The sequence below is a fragment of the Arthrobacter sp. 05T423 genome, from assembly GCF_056396245.1.
The window spans coordinates 69169-88667 of the sequence record NZ_JBFTLC010000006.1 but is presented as its reverse complement, the minus strand read 5'-3'; the positions used below and the strand labels follow the sequence as shown (position 1 = coordinate 88667).

The following is a 19499-nucleotide window of genomic DNA, read 5'->3' as shown; positions in this document are numbered from 1 at the left end:
CATCTAGGGTTGAAACGATGTGGCCAGCCGCACCATGTCGCCGCGCAGTTCAAGATGTCCGGTGTCCACTCCATGCTGCAGCCCATCATTCAGGCGAGCCGTGATGCCAGCAGTCCGGCGCTTCCCGCCGAACGTCTGAATCGTTTCCCGATGCAGCTCGCTCACTCCGATGCCGCCTGTCGCACTCACGATATCCACCATGGCATTCCGTAGTTCCACAACGCTGATGTGCTCCGGTTTGCGAACGATGTCAGCGTCATTCGACCGAAAGATGCTCCAAGTGCGCCTATCCACGGTGGCATCCCAAACAAACCCATCGTCGTCGATTACGTGCGTCGACGGTTCGACCAGACGAAGCACGGAGTCCGCACGGGAACCGTTGACCTTATTGAGGCCGAATGCAGCACACACCAGTTTTGCCAAACGGTCCTGATGTATGGGCCCCTCAGCCGCGACAACAACACCAATGGCATCTCGGACGGCAGCAATAGAACGTCGTGAGTGCAGGTTATCCAGAACGTCTGTGGTTCCGAACACCTGCACAGGCCACGGCTGGTAGGTAGCAACTTCAGATACAACAGGCCCAGGCGACGGCGGGCCCGCAGGCTTTCGGATCTCCTCAAACAGAGGCAGTGTTCCGAGAGGGTCAGTGACACTATTAGCCAGTTCCGCCTGGCGCCCCCCACCAGCGAGTCCGGGAAGGCTAGCCTCGCGTGGAGCTGGCTCAGCGGCAGCCTCGACCGAAACGTCATCGGCAGCCTCCCGCAGAGACAGTTCCAGCCGATCGAGGACGGCCTCGCTGTCCGCCAGCCACGCCGGCAACCACACCCGCTCCACTGAAGGCCACCGCATCATCCGCGTCAGGACGTCCCGGGGCAGCCCGTCCCTGTCCCCCGCCGTCCTGCGGGCAGCCCAGGCGGGACCGTCCAACAGAATCGCCATCAGCTGGCGGGACGGGTTTTCCGCTGACGCAACGCTCAGGTCCACCTTGAAATCGGACAAGCCCACATCTGAAGTGACCACGAAACCGCGGTCCCGCAGCGCGTCGGCTATCTCTTCCCGGTGCAGGTCAATGCTGGCAGTGCGGCGCCCGTCATACGGCAGCGCAGCGGTCCCCTGTTCCGCCAGATCAAGGTAGGACCGCAGGTGCTTGATGCCAACGGAGCTGGTTTCTTCGGAGCGCAGATCGGCCGGGTTGAAGCTGGAAAAAACAATAACTTGCCGACGTGCACGGGTGACAGCAACATTGAGGCGCCGTTCCCCACCAGACCGGTTCAAGGGACCAAAGTTCAGCGGCAGGTATCCCTTGTCATTCTTGCTGAATCCCGTCGAGAACAGGATGACGTCCCGCTCATCACCCTGCACGTTCTCAAGGTTCTTGACGAACAGCCCTTCTGAATCCTCGTCAAGAGCAGCGACAATGCGCGGCTCCTCCGTGTCGCGAAGCAGACCTTCGATCAGTGCGCGCTGCTGCAGGTTAAACGTCACCACACCGATGGAAGGAGTGCCCGCGGTATCAGCATCAAACCTTCGGCGGATTTCGGCCACCACCGCCGCGGCCTCCACAGGATTGGTACGAAGGACCTTGGATGGTCCCGAACGGTGGAACTGGCCGTCGACCCGGACAAAGTTCACGCCGTTTCCGCGGACATCGGCATTCGCTGCGCCGTGGGAGGGGGCGGGGAACGAGGAAAGCTTGCTGTCGTAGTACTGCTGGTTGCTGAACGCGATCAGCGATTCGTCCTGGCTACGGTAGTGCCAGGACAGCCACTGCCGGGGCACTCGCGCTTCCACGCATTCGGAAAGGATCGACTCCATGTCCTCCACCACGGAGATCTCGGCGTCACCGTCGCTGCCGGCATCGGCGGAAATCTCCGCGAACGATGTGGGCGGCATCTGTTTGCTGTCGCCCACCACCACCACTGAAGCACCGCGGCCCATGGCGCCCACCGCGTCGGCCACCCGGATCTGTGAGGCTTCATCAAACACCACGATGTCGAACAGACCGGCCTTGGCGGGGAAGAACCGCGCCACCGAATCCGGGCTGACCAGCGTGCAGGGCATGATCCCCGTGATGAGGTCTGCGTAGTGTTCCATCAGTTTCCGGACGGACAAGCCACCGCGTTGCCTGGTAAGTTGCCGTTGCAGCTCGCCCATGCGCCCCGAGGTCGACGACGACGAGACCGTCCGGGAGCGGAGGACCCCGGCAGCAAGGTTGGTTTTGAGCAGCTCGCGTACGGTTTCGGCGCGCGTGGTGAACCGCTCGATGGTGCGCTCGTGCACCGCGGCATCAAAGTCGGCCAACCCTGTAGCGATGCGGCGTTCGGCCAGCGACCCTTCAGCCAAGCCGCGTTCAAAGGCTGCTGCTGCGTCATCTGCTTCCAGCGCGCCGTCGAGGATGGCAATACGGGCGTCCATCAGTCCCGCGGTACGCAGCGGTTCGACATGACGGATCAGCTCGAGCCACCGCGTCAGTGGTACCGAACCCGCCGCGTCCAGCCGCCGCGCCACGGACGTTTCCCACCAGCGAACCAGGAAGCCCCGCTCATTGGTCCACGCACGCAGGTCATCGCTCCCCACACCCTGAATCTGCAGGAACTCTTTCCAGGCATGGGAAAGCTCCCGCAGTAAGCCGACAACGTTCTGGTGGACGTCGGGGGCTTCCTTCAGGAACGTGCGGAGCTCGGTCTGGAAGCTCACGACGGCGGGCTCCGTAGACGGCTGCACCGCCTGCGCGGCCCAGCGCAGCCAGGAAATGCGGTGTCGCAGGTCGGCTTGGGCGTCCGGCGTCAGCGGGTTCCATTGCTGATCCGCAGGAAGCCCAGGCAGAGAGCCCCGCGTTGCCCGCAGACCGGAGACCTCATGCTGGACGGCCACCAGTTTCTCCAGCAGCGGCACAAGCTCCTTGTGGCGGATTTCAGCTCCGGGTACAAGCACGGGAGACAGTTCGGCGGCCACTGCCAGCAGCCGCTTCTTGCGTCCCCAGAACCCGGAAGCTGCGGCCTGCTGTGCGCGGCCGAGAATTTCCGGCAGAGGAAGATCCATAGCCCCCGGCGCTACGTGCTCAAGGCCCGGATGCTGGACGGACGCAAAGGCCGTAACCAGTTTCTCCAACTGTTCAGCATTAACAGACCAGTCGCCGGAGCGGACCACATCCAGGGTCCCCAATGGGACGTTCCGGTCCTGCAGCAGTGCAGCGAGAGTTCCGAGGTCGGCCGGCGTTCGCGCTGCGTCCAGTACCGCCGAAAGCCCAGGGGTCGGCCGCAGCGCCTTCAGCGCTTCGTTGAGGCGCTGTCCCAGAGCCAGCAACTGCTGCTCCTGCTGGACGCCCGCCGCAACGGAGACGAACCGCCATGGGTGGTCAGGCCCAGGACGGACGGGGTCAGTGAACTCCGGAAGTTCCCGGAACACCTGCCGGATCGAGTTCAAGGTGGACTCATTCAACGACGCTGTCAGCTCCGGGCTGAGAGGAACCATCGCATGATCAGGTTCATAGGTCAGAGCCTTGGTCCGCGCGCTGTAGAGGGACAGCTGCGCACCATTCTCCTCGTGGACGTTGTGGGCATACCGGACCAGTCCGCGGCGGGCCGAGGCAAGATCGGTGGAGGCAGTCTCAAGCTGCTGCTGGTTCGCAGACAGGCGCAGCTCCAAGGCATGTTTGATCTGCGCCCTGACCACCGCCGGCTTGCTGCCCTTGTCATGCAGGTCAAGGGAGAACGGCCCCATCCCGACGTCGTCGAGCCGCTTCTGAACAACATCGAGTGCTGCCCGTTTCTCCGCGACGAACAAAACCCTTTTGCCGTCAACAATGGCGCGGGTCAGGAGGTTGGTGATGGTCTGTGACTTTCCGGTGCCCGGAGGGCCTTCCAGGACGAACGTCTGGCCGGCAACCGCAGACGCGACTGCCTCCAACTGCGACGAGTCCGCTGGTATTGGACACTGGGCAGCAAGGGCGTCCAGGTCGACGTCGGGCGTCACGGCAACACTGTCTGAATAGAGTTCCGTGGGGGTGCTGATCAGGTGATTGACCAGGCTGTTGGCCGTGAATTCCTTCCAGTTCTCGTCAAGGTCCTTCCATAGGCGGAACTTGGCGAACTGCAACATGGACAGGTCCACGGTGTTTTCCACGCGGAAGGCCAGGCCCTTGGCCGAAACGGCCGCCCGGACCGCAGCGAACGCGGCGTCCAGATCGATTCCAAATCCGTCTTCCTCCGGCTCGGCGAGGCCCGGGATGCGCAGGTCGTGAGACTGGGCCAGCTTCTCGAGAAGGCAATAGTTTGGCGTGGACTGGCCGGTCTCATCGAGTGTGACCCGGTACAGACCGTTTTTCCCTGCAGAAGTCAGCTTCACCGGGACCAGGACCAGCGGGGACCTGAGCGCCCGGCCGTCCAGCTCCCACATTAGGCTGCCAATGGCCAGGTAGAGGTTGTTGGCTCCCGTTTCCTCAAGCTGGGTTTTCGCCTTGTAGGCGAGCCCGCGCATCTTGGCGTTGTAGCCGTCTTCGCTGACCTCGGCGAACACCGATTTTTTGGAGCTGAGCAGGTCGGCGAGTTCGTCCTGGGGAAGGTCTTTGCCGAAGCGGACACCGCGCTCCTGGTGGATGGCACTGATCTGGTTTGACGGAAGCAGGCTGACGGACGTGCCCTCGCTGATGAGGTCCTCGAAGGCGCCCATCCATGCGGTGGGCACTGCGAGTGGGAACCGGGCGGTGTCAGTGAAGTTGATGAGCCTGTTCCGCAGGCTCAGGTCCAGCAGGGCGTTCTTCCACTGAACCACCCTGGGTGGAACGTGGGAGGTGGTCCGGGCGGGTTCTCCGCTGGAAGTTGCCTTCTCGGGCAGCGCCGGCGCAGTCTTGGTTTCCGGGACGTAGTTGACCACGGTGTAGGTTCCGGCGTCGGACGTGGTCCGGGCCGGCAGCGGGTAAATGCCATCGAGGCGGGCGCGCCTGATGTCAGTCACCGCATTGATCTCGTCATTGCCGCTTTCCACATAACGGTTCAGCGGGCTGCTGCGGAGTGCGGCCGCCGAGATAGACTGACTGCCGGTGAGGAGCGTGGTTTCCACGAGGCCGATGAAACCCCGCTGTACGAGGCTGACCAGCTCGGGCACGTCGTCGGAGGCCGCAGTGCTGAGACTGCCTTCCTCCCGCCAGTAGCCGAGGAATGCGTGGCCATCCACTAGCCAGAGCAGAGGCCTGATGCCGCAGAATTCCAAAGCGGCGGCGAGGACCAGCGTGGTGTCCAGGCACGTGCCCAAACGGTCGTCAAGGACCTGCGCCGGCGTCCGTACCTGCTGGCCTTCCAGTCCCCAGCTGGCGGGTGGCATGCTGTAGCGGATGTCACGGGCGCTCATGGCCTGGGCGATGGCGAACACGATTCGATCAACCCGGTCCCCGTCTTCCAGGTACCCGTCGAAGCTGCCGCTGCCGGTTGTTTGCATGAGGATGTCGGCAGCTTCGGACATGAGTTTGGCGATGCTGGGATGGTGCGGCTGCACGTACGCGGCCAGGAACTCGAAGGAGACGAGTCCCCGTCCGGCGATCCACAACTGGGCGGGCAGGAGCGTTAGGTCCGCTTCTGCGCGGCCCAGCTCCGCCACGGCGGCATCGGGGCCCGCCGAATGAACGGTCACCAGAACCTTTCCCATCTGGCGGTCAGCCAGTTCATACATGGTGGCGGCCTGAACTGGAACGTTGAGGTCATCGAGCGTGATGGTTTGTCCTGCCGCAAGGTCCACATACTGCTGGAAGTCGCCGGAGATCCGGCCCGTCTGCGCGGAGGCCTCCACCTGTACCACTGCACCACGGATTTCCGCGCCATAGTTCGTGATCTTGACCTGCCTGACGAAGCGGAAGCCGTTGTGCGCCATCGCGTAGCTCAGCGCATCTGCTGTGGTCACCTCAACCGCAACGTGGACAGCGGATGCAGCCGGTTCATGGGCTACAGGTTCAACTGAGGAGTTTGCCCCCGGGAGGTCCGGCTGCGCGACGGCGACGGGCAGAGCCTGCTGGTCTTCTTCCGGCTGTTCATGGTTCGGAGAAGACCGGTTCTGGTACTCGGTGAGAAGCGCAGCCAACTCGCTGTGAGTTTGGTCCAGCCCGATCACCTTGGTCAGCCGACCTGCGGTGTCCAGCGTACGGAAGGTATCGGGGTCGTCGAAGGACTCGTTGTGCGCCCAAAGGTTGCGTGCTTGGCGCAGCTCGGAGGTGTGGCTGCGCGCATCGTGCGGAAGGTTGAAGGGGTACCCAAGTGAGCCCATGGATTCAGTCATGATGCGCAGCTGCAGGCTGAGATCCGTGGGCGCGTATGTCTGCGCAGCGCGTCCGGCGTTCTCGTCCTTGTGCTGGATGATCTTGGTCCAGGCCACTCCGGGGGCTATCTCACCAAGCACTCCTGCGATGTACGGCTCAAGGCCAACCGCCAAGGCCTCAAGCGCCCGGCCCACGTACTCGCGGTTGGACAAACTCATCAAATTCCCCCATCTACGGCACCGCCATCAGTACCGTCATTCAATCAATGCAACCAATCATGGCATCCGGCGCTGACAATCCTGCGCGTCTGTTATTTCTGGCGCCGCTCAGGGGTCAGCAAGCCCGCTAGGTTACGGACCGGACCAATGGACTTCAGGTTTATCGTGCGATCCGGCCTTCAAGTTCTTCATCGATCCTTCGATTGCGTGCGGAGATGAAGACGTTGTTGAGCCGTAGGTACTCAAGGTATTCGTCACGGTCCTTCGGAACGGCAGGCGTGATGAAGTCTGCGAACGGGTGGAAGAACCGGATGGACTGTCCGTCGTCCTCCACGAGGTCTTCCAGCAAAAAGAATTTGACGTACCCGGCGAAATCCCCGAACAGCGCGAAGAATTCCGCGTACCGGAGCAGGACATGTGCAAGGGGGCTCGTCTCACCAAGATAGTGGCGGCGGATGCACTCCAGAGTCAGGTCGAAGCGATCGGCAATCCTGGGGTGTAGTCCGCGTGCACCATTGATCGTCGGCTTTCTTCCGATCCTGTTGCCTGGAAACACAAGGGCGCTTCCCGGGGTGTAGCCGAGGTACTCGGGTAAGTCGTCTTCCGGTATGCCACGGATGACGTTCCAAGCCTTCTTTCGCAGCCTGGTGGTGATCGCGTCACTGGCGAGGAAGAAGACACCAGACGAGGATCGGTGCACGAGGTATGCGCGGGGTTCCATAGCCAGGTCGAAGTGTGGGCCGGTGGGCAACTCCTTGCTCCACAGCAGTTGGTGATGCTTCCGCAGGGCGGGACTAAAGGAGTCGGGGTCCTTGCCGGCCGGAGTATCTGAGTGGAAGTCGAAAGTCATCGGTGTCCCCATGCTCGATGCGTATGTCTTGGTGCGTAAATCGTCCCATGTGATCGCATAGGCAAAGCCTGTCTTGATCCAATGCTGCTGAGTTCCTGCGCCAATGCTGAGAAGAAGTGGTTTGCCGCAATAACACCGCGTTGAAGCTTCTGGTGCAGCTATGAAATGTCCCACCGCCGTTTTCTACATCACGTGCATCAGCTCAACCCGCGGTCATCAAGCTGTAGCGTCTCCCTCCCCGGGCGCTTTCACCGCCGTCCTGATCATTGGCACCGCCGCCGGATCCTTAGAGGCCGGGACCAGGTAGGTCGCTTCAACAGGCAGCAGCGCTACGAAGGGATGGTCCGCGCCGGCAGCCCGTGCAAGCTCGAAGCCGGGCTTGGGCGCCGCTGCCTACGCCGACGCGTACAGGCGGGTGATCGCACGACGCGGTCCTCTACAAGATACGGTCCAGCTGACGCTCGTGGAGCGATCACTTGGCTCAGGTAGAAGCAGGTGCTGTGGATAGAATACGCTGGTGAAAGCGCCACAGGTGGTCATAGACCTCGATAGGAAATCTCGGGTGGTCCTCCGAGAGGGACGCCTCGTCGACCACATGGGTTCTGAGGTCACTGTTCTTTGGAGTGACGGGTCAACCGATGATGTGCGACTCGGTGTTGATGAGGACCACATACGGCTTGCCACCGCGGCTGGTGGGCTACGCCACCGAAAGTTCGTCGACCCGGCTGGCGCATCAGAGCTCGTGCGCTCGTCGCCTGCACAGGCTTTTGCGTTCGCCCTTCTCGACTCATCGAAGCCGATGTCGAGCAAAGACCTCATCGCGCATGTCCAAGAGGTCTACACGGGGGATGTCGGCGCCCTGTGGAAGCGGGCTCGCCTGGCCTTCGAGGCTAACGAGAATGTCAAGGCATCGGGCAAGGGTGCCAGCCTCAAGTACATCTGGGTGGGGCAGGCTCCGCTCGATGCAGTGTCCGCTGACGTAGCCGCCCAGGTGCGCCGACGGACTGCCATGAAAGAGAACACCGTGACGGTGGGACTCCATGCCGGAAATGCAGAGCGAGGCAGTGACGTTGCTCCGCACGTCGCCGACGGCGCTGTCGACCGGCCAATGGATTCAGGAAATCAGAACGAGGGCCAAGGCAGCGCACACAGTGCTGAGGACGGGCGAATACACCCGGCTGTCGAACTCGTCCGCGCGACTTCAGTCTCAGGCGAACTGCCTGAGAACTGGGCTGGGGTACTGGGCAGTGCCATGCGGAATCCTTTGGCAGCTGGGCTCGCTGTGGGCTCGCTGTCAGAGGATGTGCTTCAAGCGGCCGTTCCGGCGCTCGATCGAGCTGCTTTGATCCTGCAGGCCCTGCCGAGGGACAGCAAAACGATCAAGGCAATTGATGCACTGCAATTGGCGGGACCCGAGGGTGCGACCGCTCTAATAGATGCTGCAGAGGCCGAGTTGCGCGGTCTTGAATCGGCGTCTGCCAGAGCCCAGGAGCTACGGCAAGCCAAGGACTTCATGATTCGGAGGCTGTTGAGTTCGCCTTTGGTTGGTCTCCTCAGCCTGGACACTGTTCTTCGTGCCACCCGCGAGATGGAAACGCCCAAAGATGCTGTCAAGAAGGGTGAGTGGGTCGCTGGAGTTCTGGCGGCCGTTATAGGCGCGATGGATCAGGACTCCTGGAAGAATCTCGCGCTCCAGGACAAGTCTGCGGTGGCCCGGCGTCTCACGTCCGTTCCGCTGAATGCGACCGGCTCGAGGGCGCGCGTGCTGGGGTGGATCTGGCGCAATCATCCGGCAGATCTCGCCGACGAAATGTGGTGGCGGGACGTGGAGTTTGATGACCTGGCTGCGGTCGCCACCACGCCCTTGGCCAGTGCGCTCGAGAGCGATGCCATAGCGTCCACCGTAGTCAAGCCCTTGGTGGTCAAGAGGCTCGAGTCAGCCACCACGAGGCGTCAGCTACTCACGTCGCTCGCCGCCCCTACTGCACTTGCCCGCGTCATGGATGAAAGTGACGTTCAGCGAGCGTTCGACCGAGTCCTACGGGATGACAACATCGGCCGGGCCTGGCTTGTGCAGCTCAGGAATGAGACACGGATATCCGAGCTTGCTCACCAAGTAGAGGCCCTCAATCGCCAGGCGAGAGAAATGACGGAGCTGCTCGGCAAGGCCCAGGAAGCCGTGCGGTTGCGTGATGACCGGCTGCACCGCATGGAGGAAAAACTTGGCGAGGCCGCCGCGAGCACCAACGAGCTTCGCGAATCTCAGTCGCGCCAGATCAGGATCGATGTCATGCGCGCCTTTGCGGGGCTCTGCGCGTACGTCGACGGGGCTGCCGACAGTCAGTCCGCTGAGCGCGTCCGGGAGCGGGTACGGCGAATGGCCGCCCGTGAGGGACTGACTCCCTCGGGTGTTCCAGGCCGGACTGAGCCCTATGACCCACAGCGTCACGATGTCATCGGGGAGCCGCCACTGCCCAGCACACCAGTGATTGTCACCGGCATCGGATATACGTGGGGCGAGGGGGCCGATGAGATCGTTCTCGTGCGCGCCCTCGTTGAACGAAGTTAGTAGGAGTGGGAGTGGTTCGAGAACAGTTTCTGGGTGTCGACTTTGGCACGAGCACGACACTGATCGCCGAGAGCCTGCCGGCGGGCAGGCCGACGGTAGTCCCAATCGGTCATGCCGAATCGTGGATGCCCTCTGCTGTTGCGGTCAGCGGTGACGCCTTGGTGGTCGGCGAGGACGCACTGACTCACAATCCCGCCGCTCTGATCACTTCAGTCAAGCGCTGCATCACAGGACGCGTGGTAGTCGCGCGAAGCGGGGATGGCTCCATTGAACGCGACGCCGACGAGGTGATCGGCGCGGTCCTTCGCGAGATCGCGAACCGTGCCCGCGCTGATCGGCTCCCCATCTCCGATAAAGGAGTCACGCGGCTCGGCTGCCCTGCAATGTGGGATGGGGATCAGCGGGAACGGTTGCTCGGACTCGCCGAGACGGCGGGGTTCAGCGTCGGCCCCTCGACTCTGATTGATGAGCCGATCGCCGCTGGACTGAACTGGATCGGCTGGCGAACGCAACAGAGGGAGTACTTCGACGGAGAGCGCGTGCTCGTGTTCGATATGGGCGGAGGCACGCTCGACGTCGCCGTCCTTGACGTCACGACCGGCCCGCTCAGAGACCCTGAAATCTATGTCCTCGCCTCAGACGGCCTCAACGAGGCCGGTGACGTGCTCGACGGAACGATCGTCGCCGACCTGGAGGTCTCTCTCCGCGACCAAGGAATCGAGCTCGAGGCGTTGCCCGACGCTGATCTTGCGAGGGCTTATCTGATGCGCGCAGCGGCTGAGGCAAAGGTTGACCTCTCGACATACCAGGAGACGCAGGTGCATGTCGGCTATCAGGCCGGCCACCTGCCCAGCCTCCGCTACACCCGCGAGCAGCTGGAGGATGCCATGCGTCCGCAACTGGAACGCGCCTGGTCCCTCATCCTCTCGACTCTGCGCGGGTCGTACTTGACCCGCGCCGAAGGTGTGGTCACATCTGCCCTGCGCCAGATTTCGGAGGAGAGCCTCACCTCAAAGGTTGATCACGTTCTCCTTGCCGGGGGCATGAGTCGCGCCTCCGCGGTGGAGAAGTTCCTTAGCCGAAAGCTACCCAACGCCAGGGTTCACACCTTCCCTGGCACGAACGGTGCGCGGGAGGCGATCGTGGCGGGCCTTGCCGAGAATACCTCCTACGAGCAGGTGAATCTGCATCGCCCTGCCTTCGACTTCGTGCTCGAGTTCTCGGCCGGAGGCGGGAACGTGACCCGTGTTCCGCTCTACCGGGCACACACGAAGCTTTACGAGTCGTGGGAAGCACAGAGCCGGGACCGGCTCAGGTACGAGTGGCCAACCGGTGTCACCGCGGTCAATCGCGATTCAGCTCGATCATTGCCATCATCCGGGTACGGCCGCCTCGCTGTCTATGCGATGGACGGAACGCCGGTCGATCTGCGGCATAAGGAGACCGATGTGCCCGGATTAAAGGTGGCCTTTGGCTATGATGGTGTCCGCTTCGTCATGTCCACGGAGGGGCGCGTCAATATCACCGATGGCCGCGGAACGAGTCAGTCATTCCGCGTCTCGCGCTGGCCTGTGCTCACGGGGGGTTTCGCCCGCCTTGCCCTTCCTGTTAAGGAACCGGACTGGAAGCCAATGGAACGACGCGACTGGGACGTCAAGTAGCCGGACCGACGAGCTCAATCACTGCGACCGTCCTGCGGCTCATCGAGAAGGCCCGATGCTTTTCCAGCTCGGCCTCAAGCTGCTCGAGGTCTTGACCGAGGTTCCGGATGCGACCTTCTGCCATCCGGATGACTCGAGGGTCGCGTTCCCGCGCCATAACGACGTCCAACGTGGCTTTCGCCTTATGGATTTTGACCTGAAGACTCGCCTTGCGCGCATCGAGGCGGGCCTGCACCAACGCCTCATTATCCAAACGTCTGCGTGACTCTTCCTCGCGGTGCCGGGCCCAGCTGACCTCCTTCAGCGATGCCAGGAAGGGCTCCATTGGTGTTGGAGCGGCTCCAGTGGCTTCCTCCAGTGATCCGTTCGCAATGGCTTCCAGCAACTGAACGCCGACGTCTGGCGCAACGGCCGCGGTCTTGATATCGATCGCCATTGACCACAGCTCCTTCGTCGGTCTCACCCCGGTCGACGCTATCAAGTCCACCGTGACGGCATAGCGAGTGCCGGACGGCAGCGTTGCAAGCCTGGCTATGCCATAACGATGCAACCCGAGCCTGTCGTGTTCCAGTTGGTGCAGTGCCACGTCAACGATAGGATGCCGGAGAGATAAGAGCTCCACGTCTCGCGTGCTTGCAAGGTCAGCGTCGAAGGTGACTTCGATTGGTTCTCCGTTGCTGATACGGCCTTGGAGCAGTACGGCTGACCGACGGCTCGCTCCCTGGGCGCCTCGAAAGCGATAGATGAGGTCGGAGAGCTCTTTGCTTCCCCGTAATAGCAGGACGCCGGGATGCTCCGACTTCTCGAGCTTGCCTCCAGTGGCTCGCAGTATGTGCTCAATGAGGGTGCGCACTTCTGTCGTTCCGACATACCGCCCGTCCACTGGCCCTGATTCCGAGAGGCCTTCAACCTGCATCTCATCAATCGTGGACAGAGTGGCGCGCTCCTCATTCAGTCGCCGAAGGTTCGCCGCCCTCGTCTCGATGGCCGTAGCGATTTCTTCCGCTCGTTGCCTTCGCTGGGAGTCGTCCAGTCGCGGATCAAGAATTTGGTTAGCTAGGTCACGGAAGTCGTCCCTGAGGATGGGCTCGAGGTCTCCGATGGAGTTCTGAAATACGCCGATTCGGGTGTATAGGCGTTCCAAGATGTCGGACTCGATCGTCCCCGGCACATGCATGTTGAGGATAAGTACCTTCTCGCGCTTTTGTCCGAATCGATCCAAACGACCGATTCGCTGCTCGACTCGCATGGGGTTCCAGGGCAGGTCGTAGTTCACCAGTACGTTGCAGAACTCGAAGTCCAGACCCTCCGATGCCACCTCGCTCGCAATGAGGAGGTCGAATTTCCCATCGCGAAAGGCATCGATGATGGGCTGACGATCCACCATGTGGATACCGCCATGGAGCTGCTCGACCCGGAAGTCTGAACTCAGGCGTTCTGCTAAGTACGTGATGGTCCCGCGAAAGGTGGAGAAGATCAGTGCCTGACGCAGGCCTTGTTCGCGCAAGTGCGTGAGCTGCTCAAGCAGGGCCTCAAACTTGGAGTCCTCACCATGCCACTCGAAGGATGCCCGGTCCTCGCGCATTTCCGCCAAGTCCTCTTCGCCGTACTCCTCGTCGTAATCCTCCACTGAGCGCGCGAACTGGTCTGCGTTGGCAGAGAGTCGCGCCTGCATCGCGGGGAGGCAGCTCGCGACCTGTCGCAACGGCATCTGCATGGCGAAGCCGGGTGGCGTTCCGTGCGCGCGAGCCCGGGACATGAAGTGGTCGACGACGCAGTCGTAGAAGCCTTTCTCACCCGGCGACCAGTTCACGGCTACCTGATGGGGTTCGCGCACTGCCTTGGCGTCAGGTACATCCACCTTCCGGGTCCTTGAGAGCACGCCACTCAAGGTGTTCAGCTCGGAAACGAGACGTTTGACTTCGGCCCGTTGGCCCGCTTCCAAAGGTGCAGCGGTGTCAAGAATCTCCTCTAGGCGCGCGTAGTCCGGGCGATTCGAGACGGCGCGGCCGAAGGGCAGTGTCTCAATCGACCGCAGGTGGTGGCGCACTGCTGCACCGGATGAGCCGTGAGAGATACCGCGTTCGATCGCGTTGAGGTGCTGATTCGGTTCGAGCTGCATGTGGAAGATTTGGGAGTCCTGGTACATGCCGTCGTCGAGCAAAGTCAGCAGGTTGTACAGGTCGTCAGTGCGCAGGTTGATGGGGGTGGCCGACAGGAACAACAAGTGATCGGCCCAATCGGATAGCAACCCGCCTAGCAGGTTCGACCTCGTGCCGGCATTGCGCAACACGTGGGCCTCGTCGACGATGACCAGATCAAATCTCGGTCGGATCCGGGTCAGCTGCTCGAGCACGTCGCTCGCACTGCGGAGGGACTCCACCGAGATGATCGCGTGGATTTCCGGGTCCCGACCGGCGAGGAGATCTTCGGCGAGGTCAGCCAGATTGCGAGGCTTGATAACCTCGAGGTCACGGTCGAAACGCCGGCTCATCTCCATCCGCCATTTGTGAGTCAAGGAGGAAGGCGTGACCACAAGCGTGCGACGAAGCGGTGACCTCTGCTCCAGCTCGCTCCACACCAGTCCCGCCTCGATCGTCTTTCCGAGACCCACCTCGTCCGCCAGAAGTAGCCGCCCGGTCGGAGAGTTGAGGATCTTGAGTGCAGGGATGAACTGGTAGGCACGAAAGACCGTTTTTGTCGCTCGGTAGGAGTACAGGGTGTTCGAGAGCGGCTCGCGCAACTTCGTCCACGTCAGAGTCATTGCGATCTCCCGTGCCGAAGCGGGTGCCGAGGTTACCCAGAAGGCTGGATCGCGTGGGTCTCCATCCACCTTCTGGAGGGACTCTGGCGCGACGTGCTGAAGCTCCCCGTCGACACTCACTTCAATCACGTAGCCAGCGCGCGTGCGAGTAACCCGCCGCACCCGACCAAAGCGATCGCACCCGAGCACCTTCACGACATCCTCGGGCGCAAACGAACTTGTGCCGATGAAGGGCAGACCGTCCTCCCACTGCTCAACCAGGTCCTCTCGAGCCTCCGCGAGGTGACGCATCCCTCCGTCCGCAGTGAATCGATGGCGGGCGGTTGCAGCCGGCCCTTCTTGGCCCTCTCCACGGATGACGAGGGCCTCCCATCGACCCTTGCGGTAGACCCCATACACACCGTTGAAGAGATTGCCGCCGGAATATCCGGGCGGAAGCTGACGGACGTCGGCGTCGAGCGCCTCCAACTCTTCGAGGTCCAACCCCGTTAGTTCACCTCGAACGAGGACCCGCTCGGCTCCGATCTCTTTCAGCCAAGCAAGCCCAGATTGCGGCCCCTGATAGACCAGGTCATCCATTGACATCAGACGCGGACCCCCCGTAGGAATCTGCCCCGAGTTTGGTTGACGCTCGGGGGATTAATGGTGATCGGGCCGCTTCTGCGGCTGCCTAGATCATCTCAGACTCAACGGGGTGAGAATGTTGAGGAGATCGATGTCGTCGTGTGATCGGCAATTTCCATTCAGCCATCTTCCCCCGCAGACCACTGAGAACAAGTTTCGACACTCTCTTGTCTATGGAACACACCTCCACGGCGTGGTAGCCCCACGGACAGCGGCTCGATCAGCGCCGCCTCGGCCAACGGAATGTCCCCGATGGGGTGCGCCCACCGCGCGTCCACCACTATCTTCTCGTTCAGCCCTCCCCCGCCGCCGGACAGCGAAAAAGCCCATCTGCCGGCACAAGTGGTAGCTGCCCGCCTGGCACATGTGGCAGTCGCCGGCCACAAAATAGGGTTCGACGACGACGTTGTCCCCCTTCGTCAGGCCCGTCACCCCTTCGCCGACCTCAGAGACAGTCCCGGAGAATTCGTGCCCCAGTGTCACCGGGGATTCCTCGTGCGAGAGCGGGTGGAGATGGCCGGCGCCGGGCAGAAGGCCGGGCAGAAGATGGGCCCTTCCAGGTACTCGTGTAGGTCGGTGGCGCAGATGCCGCACCACGCGACGTCGATCTTCACCACCTCGGCCCGGAGTTCCGGTTCGGGGATGTCCTCCATGCGGATGTCCTTGCGGGTGTGGAAGCGTGCTGCCTTCATGATTTCCTCCCTGTGGGAACGCGGGCGTTCAACGGGCGTGGTGGCTGGGCTGCAGTTCGTAGACGGGCGTTTCCAGTCCTTCCATGCGCGCCTTGAGCTGCAGGGCCAGGTACGAGGAGTAGTGCCGGCTCTGGTGCAGGTTCCCGCCATGGATCCAGAGGTTCGGAACGTTGGTGGGCTTCCATATGTTGCGCAGCTCGCCTTCCGGGGGCCCGGGTTCGGGAGAGACCAGGTCCGCCAGCCACCCGTTCATGGAGCGGTACCCCGTGGCATAAACGATCAGGTCGGCTTCCAGCTCCGTCCCGTCGTCCATGACCACGGCATTGCCCGTGGTTTTGGAGACCGGTCCGGATTTCCGCCTCACCCGGCCATCGATGATCAGCTGGGAGACACCGACGGCGATGTAGTAGCCGGAGCCGCGCCGCATGTATTTGAGGAACAAGCCGGACCCGTCCACGCCGAAGTCCAACTCGAACCCGGCGGCCTCCAGCTGGGAGTAGAACTCCGCGTCCCGCCGCGCCATCACCTGGTACACGGGCACCTGCGCCTCCGGCAGGATCCGGTACGGCAGGGACGCGAAGAGCACGTCTGTCTTCTCCGTGGTGACGCCGTTCGCCAGGGCGGCCCCACCATTATTCCTATGGGGCGAATCGTGCATCAACACCATCAAAACCAAAGGACTTCGTTCCGAGCACCGAGTCTTGGTTCCTGCTGAGTCCAAGAGAATTACGCCATAAACGCGCCCGTCAGCCTTCATCCTTTGCGACCGCATAGAGGTCGTCGGGGTTCCACACCTGCTTGGCGATTTCACGGTAAAGGTTGACTCGTTCGATGACGTCGGCGGCCTTGAACTGGTCATAGGGTTTGAACGGGAGCCCACTGCTCTTGACAAAGGCCTTGAATCCGGGGTTTTTCTCGTAGCTCAACGGATTGAGGCTGGCGGCTAGCAGGTTCTGGCCAAAGTAGTGCGGAAGCTTCATCTCGTAGGGGTCGTCGTTGTAGCTGGCGTTGAATTGCTTCGGAAGGAGCAGTAGGTCCCCGATGCGGTTGCGGTGCCGGGCGAAGTCTGCTTCATGACTGAACTCGTCGGTGTGTCGCTCAAAGTGGTCAGCCCAGACATGCTCGACCTCGTACCGCACCTTGGTCCCGTTGGTCAGCTCGACGTAGGAAGAGACGCGGCCGGACCCGACGCTAATGTAGTCCGTTATCCTCGCGAGGACTTTGTGCAGCTGCCCGCGGTTTTGTTGGTGGACGTACAGGTTGTCGTTGCCATCAAAGTTCTCGTCGATCTTTAGCAGAGTGTCCCTGAGGGCCGTGGCGAGTTCATGCACCGTGAGTCCGCGGATGTCGCGCATGACGTTGAACATGGCGTACTGCATCGTCGAGTAGGCCGTGGCCCGGAAGTTCCAGATGCGCCAGGCCAGCAGGATGTCCGTGAAACGGCCGACGATCTCCAATTTCTGGTCAATGACATGTTTGCTGTCCTCGACCAGAAGCGGGGCGAGAAGCAGCTGGTCCTGCAGCGTGAAGCCGAGATCAGCGTTGTACCTGATGAAACGCAGCGGGCTGTCGGGGTGGAACGTTCCCTTGGCAGCCTGGAGAATGCGCCCGTACTGGTGACTGTAGAAGTCGAGGTCGCGGACGACGAATTCGTGGAAGTCGTCGCGGGACTTGAGCCCAATAATGTCGTGGGCACCGCGGAGCCAGCGATGGAATTCCGTTCCGATGCGGTCCCAGTCCTCCGGTCTGGCGCCCTTCCTGCGTTCGCGGATCTTGGTTGAGTATTGGCTGCGGAGCCAGGTCTTGAGAAAGTCCGAACTGGCGTCGTCGGCGTGGTCATCCAAGGTGCGCAGACGTTTGCGCCAGATGTCGTTTGCCGTCGTGCGGGGCTTGCCCTCTTCCATGTTGGCCAGGAGATAGCCCTTGAGCATGTCGGCCGGGGTGAGTTTGAGGCCTCGGTCGTTCATCGTCTCAAAGATCGCGTACGCATCGTCGTCGGAATAGGCGGTGATTTGTACAAGTTGGACCCGGTCTTTGAGCCAGTCGATGAAGAATGGCAGCGCTTGCTGTCTCAGCTCCTCCGGGAAAAGCCCGTCCAGCTCGCTGTAGCGGCCGACGAGCGTGTGGACTGACTCCGGCGCCTCAGTGGGCGGTTCGTACTCGCCCGTTTCGAAGAGCCCTTCCATGCAGTCCATGCGGTCAGGAACATCGAGGTTGAAGGACTTCTCGCCGAACTTCTCAGAGAAGATCAGCTGGTCAATGTCGACTGCGTCGTCCCGCCCATGTTGCAGGCGCCGCAAGTATGTGAGCAGCAGGGTAAGGCTGGTCAATCGCTGTTGGCCATCAACAATGAACGGCTGGCTTCCCTTCTGCGAGACGATAATTGAGCCAAGGTAGTAGCCCGGGTAGCTGGCTACGTCTTTACGGGCGTGGCCAGGCTCGTAGAGCTCCAGAAATTTCCGGGTCAGGTCGGCGACGAGCTCGGCCAGCTGCTTGGATTCCCATTTGTACTCGCGCTGGTAGTAGTCGATCGAATACTTTTTCTTCTCAAGCACCTCTTCGACCGTCTTGGCCACGCCGTCGACTGTGCGATCCGTGTCGCTCTTCATTGTGACGCTCACGTCTTCCCCCTTATCGCCCAAAGGCTCGCCGCGTAAGTTTTTGTCTAGTTTCCCGAAGCCTACCTGCCGAATGTCCACCCTTGGCTTCCTTCGGTGCAAAAAACTTCATGAGCCTCCTACCGACCACGAGGAGCAACCAGGACGTTGTCAGCTCCGAGCGTAAGCAGGAGTTCGACGGTCGGAGCAGTGAAACGAGCCGATCCACGAGCTCGGCACTGCCAGCGGAAAACGCGCCGTGTCGGTGAAGTTGATCAGCCGGTTCCGCAAACTCAGGTCCAGCAGCGCGTTCTTCCACTGCGTGACGCGCGGGAACATCCGTTACTGCCCCGGAGCGCGGGAGACTTTGCCCTGCTTCCCAGGGAGGACGGGCGCTGCCTTGCTTGCGGCGTGTAGGTCGTGCTACCGGCGCCCGGTCTCGGACGTTGTTCGGGCCGGCAGCGGCAAGTTCAACGAACTGCTGAAACTCCTCAGAAATCCTCCCCGCGGGGGACAGCACTTCAATGCGGACCACGGCCCCACGGATCTCCGTGCCGGGGTTGATCATCTTAACTTGACGAACGAACTTGAACCCGTTGTGGGCCGTCGCATAGCTGAGCGCCGCAGCCGCGGTTACTTCAACGCTAACTTCATGCTGGCTCGGCGACAGCACAACAACGTCGTTGTCAGTCAGCTCGTCGACGCGTTCGTTCGTTTCAGCCGATTCCGTACGCCCGTCAACCGCATCCTCGTCGTTCCCTGAGCCCCGCGCCTTGTAGCCGTCCGGCAGAACGGAGAGGGCCATCGTGGCATCTTCCAGCTTGAGGCACTTGGCCAGCCTGCCGGCAGTGTCCAGGGCCGGTACGTGTCGTTGTCATCGAACTCTGCATTGTGCGCCCACAGATTGCGCGTCTGGCGGAGCTCCGAGGTGTAGCTTCGGGCCGCATGGGCAAGGTTGAAGGGGTAACCAAGTGATCCAAGGGACTCCGTCATGACACGCAGTTGCACGTTGAGGTCTGTGGCTGAATAGCTTTGCGCCGTACGTCCGGCCGCGGCATCCTTGTGTTCGAGAAGCTTCGGCCACAAGATGCCTGGAGCGAGGTCCGCCAGGACTGAGGAAATGTACGGGCCCAGGCTCGACGCCAGAACCTTGAGCGCGCGGCCGACAAACTCACGGTTGGAAAGCCCCATTTGAATCCCCCTCTTCGGCCCGGGGCCGACGATCAACTCAGCTCAGAGTAATGCCCCACGGAATATCTCCCAACCCTCGCGAC

Annotated in this window: 8 protein-coding genes and 2 pseudogenes; 2 read left to right on the top strand and 8 right to left on the bottom strand. The window is 61.8% G+C overall.

The window, feature by feature from the left end; all coding sequences use genetic code 11:
- Positions 1–3 precede the first annotated feature (3 nt).
- Both AC1DFE_RS07215 and AC1DFE_RS07210 read right to left on the bottom strand, forming a co-directional pair.
- Positions 4–6468, bottom strand: coding sequence for a DUF3320 domain-containing protein (locus AC1DFE_RS07215; protein WP_476905216.1), 6465 nt, complete (start codon positions 6466–6468; stop codon positions 4–6).
- A 160-nt stretch (positions 6469–6628) separates the two neighbouring features.
- The gene (locus AC1DFE_RS07210) at positions 6629–7318 is read right to left on the bottom strand and encodes a DUF6994 family protein (protein ID WP_476905215.1); all 690 of its coding nucleotides are present in this window, start codon (positions 7316–7318) and stop codon (positions 6629–6631) included.
- Positions 7319–7835: 517 nt separating this feature from the next.
- Here AC1DFE_RS07210 and AC1DFE_RS07205 point away from each other — a divergent pair.
- Both AC1DFE_RS07205 and AC1DFE_RS07200 read left to right on the top strand, forming a co-directional pair.
- On the top strand, positions 7836–9887 hold the full coding sequence (locus tag AC1DFE_RS07205) for a hypothetical protein (RefSeq protein ID WP_476905214.1): 2052 nt from the start codon (positions 7836–7838) through the stop codon (positions 9885–9887).
- 11 nt (positions 9888–9898) lie between these two features.
- The gene (locus AC1DFE_RS07200) at positions 9899–11548 is read left to right on the top strand and encodes an Hsp70 family protein (RefSeq protein WP_476905213.1); all 1650 of its coding nucleotides are present in this window, start codon (positions 9899–9901) and stop codon (positions 11546–11548) included.
- Here the strand turns inward: AC1DFE_RS07200 and AC1DFE_RS07195 are convergent.
- From AC1DFE_RS07195 to AC1DFE_RS07170, 6 genes and pseudogenes are all read right to left on the bottom strand, one after another.
- Positions 11541–14891, bottom strand: coding sequence for a DEAD/DEAH box helicase (locus tag AC1DFE_RS07195; protein ID WP_476905212.1), 3351 nt, complete (start codon positions 14889–14891; stop codon positions 11541–11543). The genes AC1DFE_RS07200 and AC1DFE_RS07195 overlap by 8 nt on opposite strands.
- 248 nt (positions 14892–15139) lie before the next feature.
- Positions 15140–15628: pseudogene (locus tag AC1DFE_RS07190) on the bottom strand (alcohol dehydrogenase catalytic domain-containing protein); the annotation flags it as partial.
- A gap of 28 nt (positions 15629–15656) precedes the next feature.
- Positions 15657–16250: pseudogene (locus tag AC1DFE_RS07185) on the bottom strand (NAD(P)/FAD-dependent oxidoreductase); the annotation flags it as partial.
- A gap of 124 nt (positions 16251–16374) precedes the next feature.
- A complete protein-coding gene (locus AC1DFE_RS07180) occupies positions 16375–18249 on the bottom strand; it encodes a DUF262 domain-containing protein (protein ID WP_476905211.1) in 1875 nt (624 codons plus the stop codon).
- Positions 18250–18259: 10 nt separating this feature from the next.
- Positions 18260–19030 (bottom strand): hypothetical protein, encoded by a 771-nt coding sequence (locus AC1DFE_RS07175; RefSeq protein ID WP_476905300.1) that lies wholly within the window; start codon positions 19028–19030, stop codon positions 18260–18262.
- Complete coding sequence (locus tag AC1DFE_RS07170; protein ID WP_476905210.1) at positions 18916–19416, bottom strand: Swt1 family HEPN domain-containing protein; 501 nt, start codon at positions 19414–19416, stop codon at positions 18916–18918. Before AC1DFE_RS07170 ends, AC1DFE_RS07175 begins: the two co-directional genes overlap by 115 nt.
- Positions 19417–19499: the final 83 nt, after the last annotated feature.

What these genes read in the sequence shown, in the direction of transcription:
- AC1DFE_RS07170 (WP_476905210.1), bottom strand. Translation starts at nt 19,416, where the DNA reads ATGGGGCTTTCCAACCGTGAGTTTGTCGGCCGCGCGCTCAAGGTTCTG.
- AC1DFE_RS07195 (WP_476905212.1), bottom strand. Translation starts at nt 14,891, where the DNA reads ATGGATGACCTGGTCTATCAGGGGCCGCAATCTGGGCTTGCTTGGCTG.
- AC1DFE_RS07210 (WP_476905215.1), bottom strand. Translation starts at nt 7,318, where the DNA reads ATGACTTTCGACTTCCACTCAGATACTCCGGCCGGCAAGGACCCCGAC.
- AC1DFE_RS07175 (WP_476905300.1), bottom strand. Translation starts at nt 19,030, where the DNA reads ATGGCCCTCTCCGTTCTGCCGGACGGCTACAAGGCGCGGGGCTCAGGG.
- AC1DFE_RS07215 (WP_476905216.1), bottom strand. Translation starts at nt 6,468, where the DNA reads ATGAGTTTGTCCAACCGCGAGTACGTGGGCCGGGCGCTTGAGGCCTTG.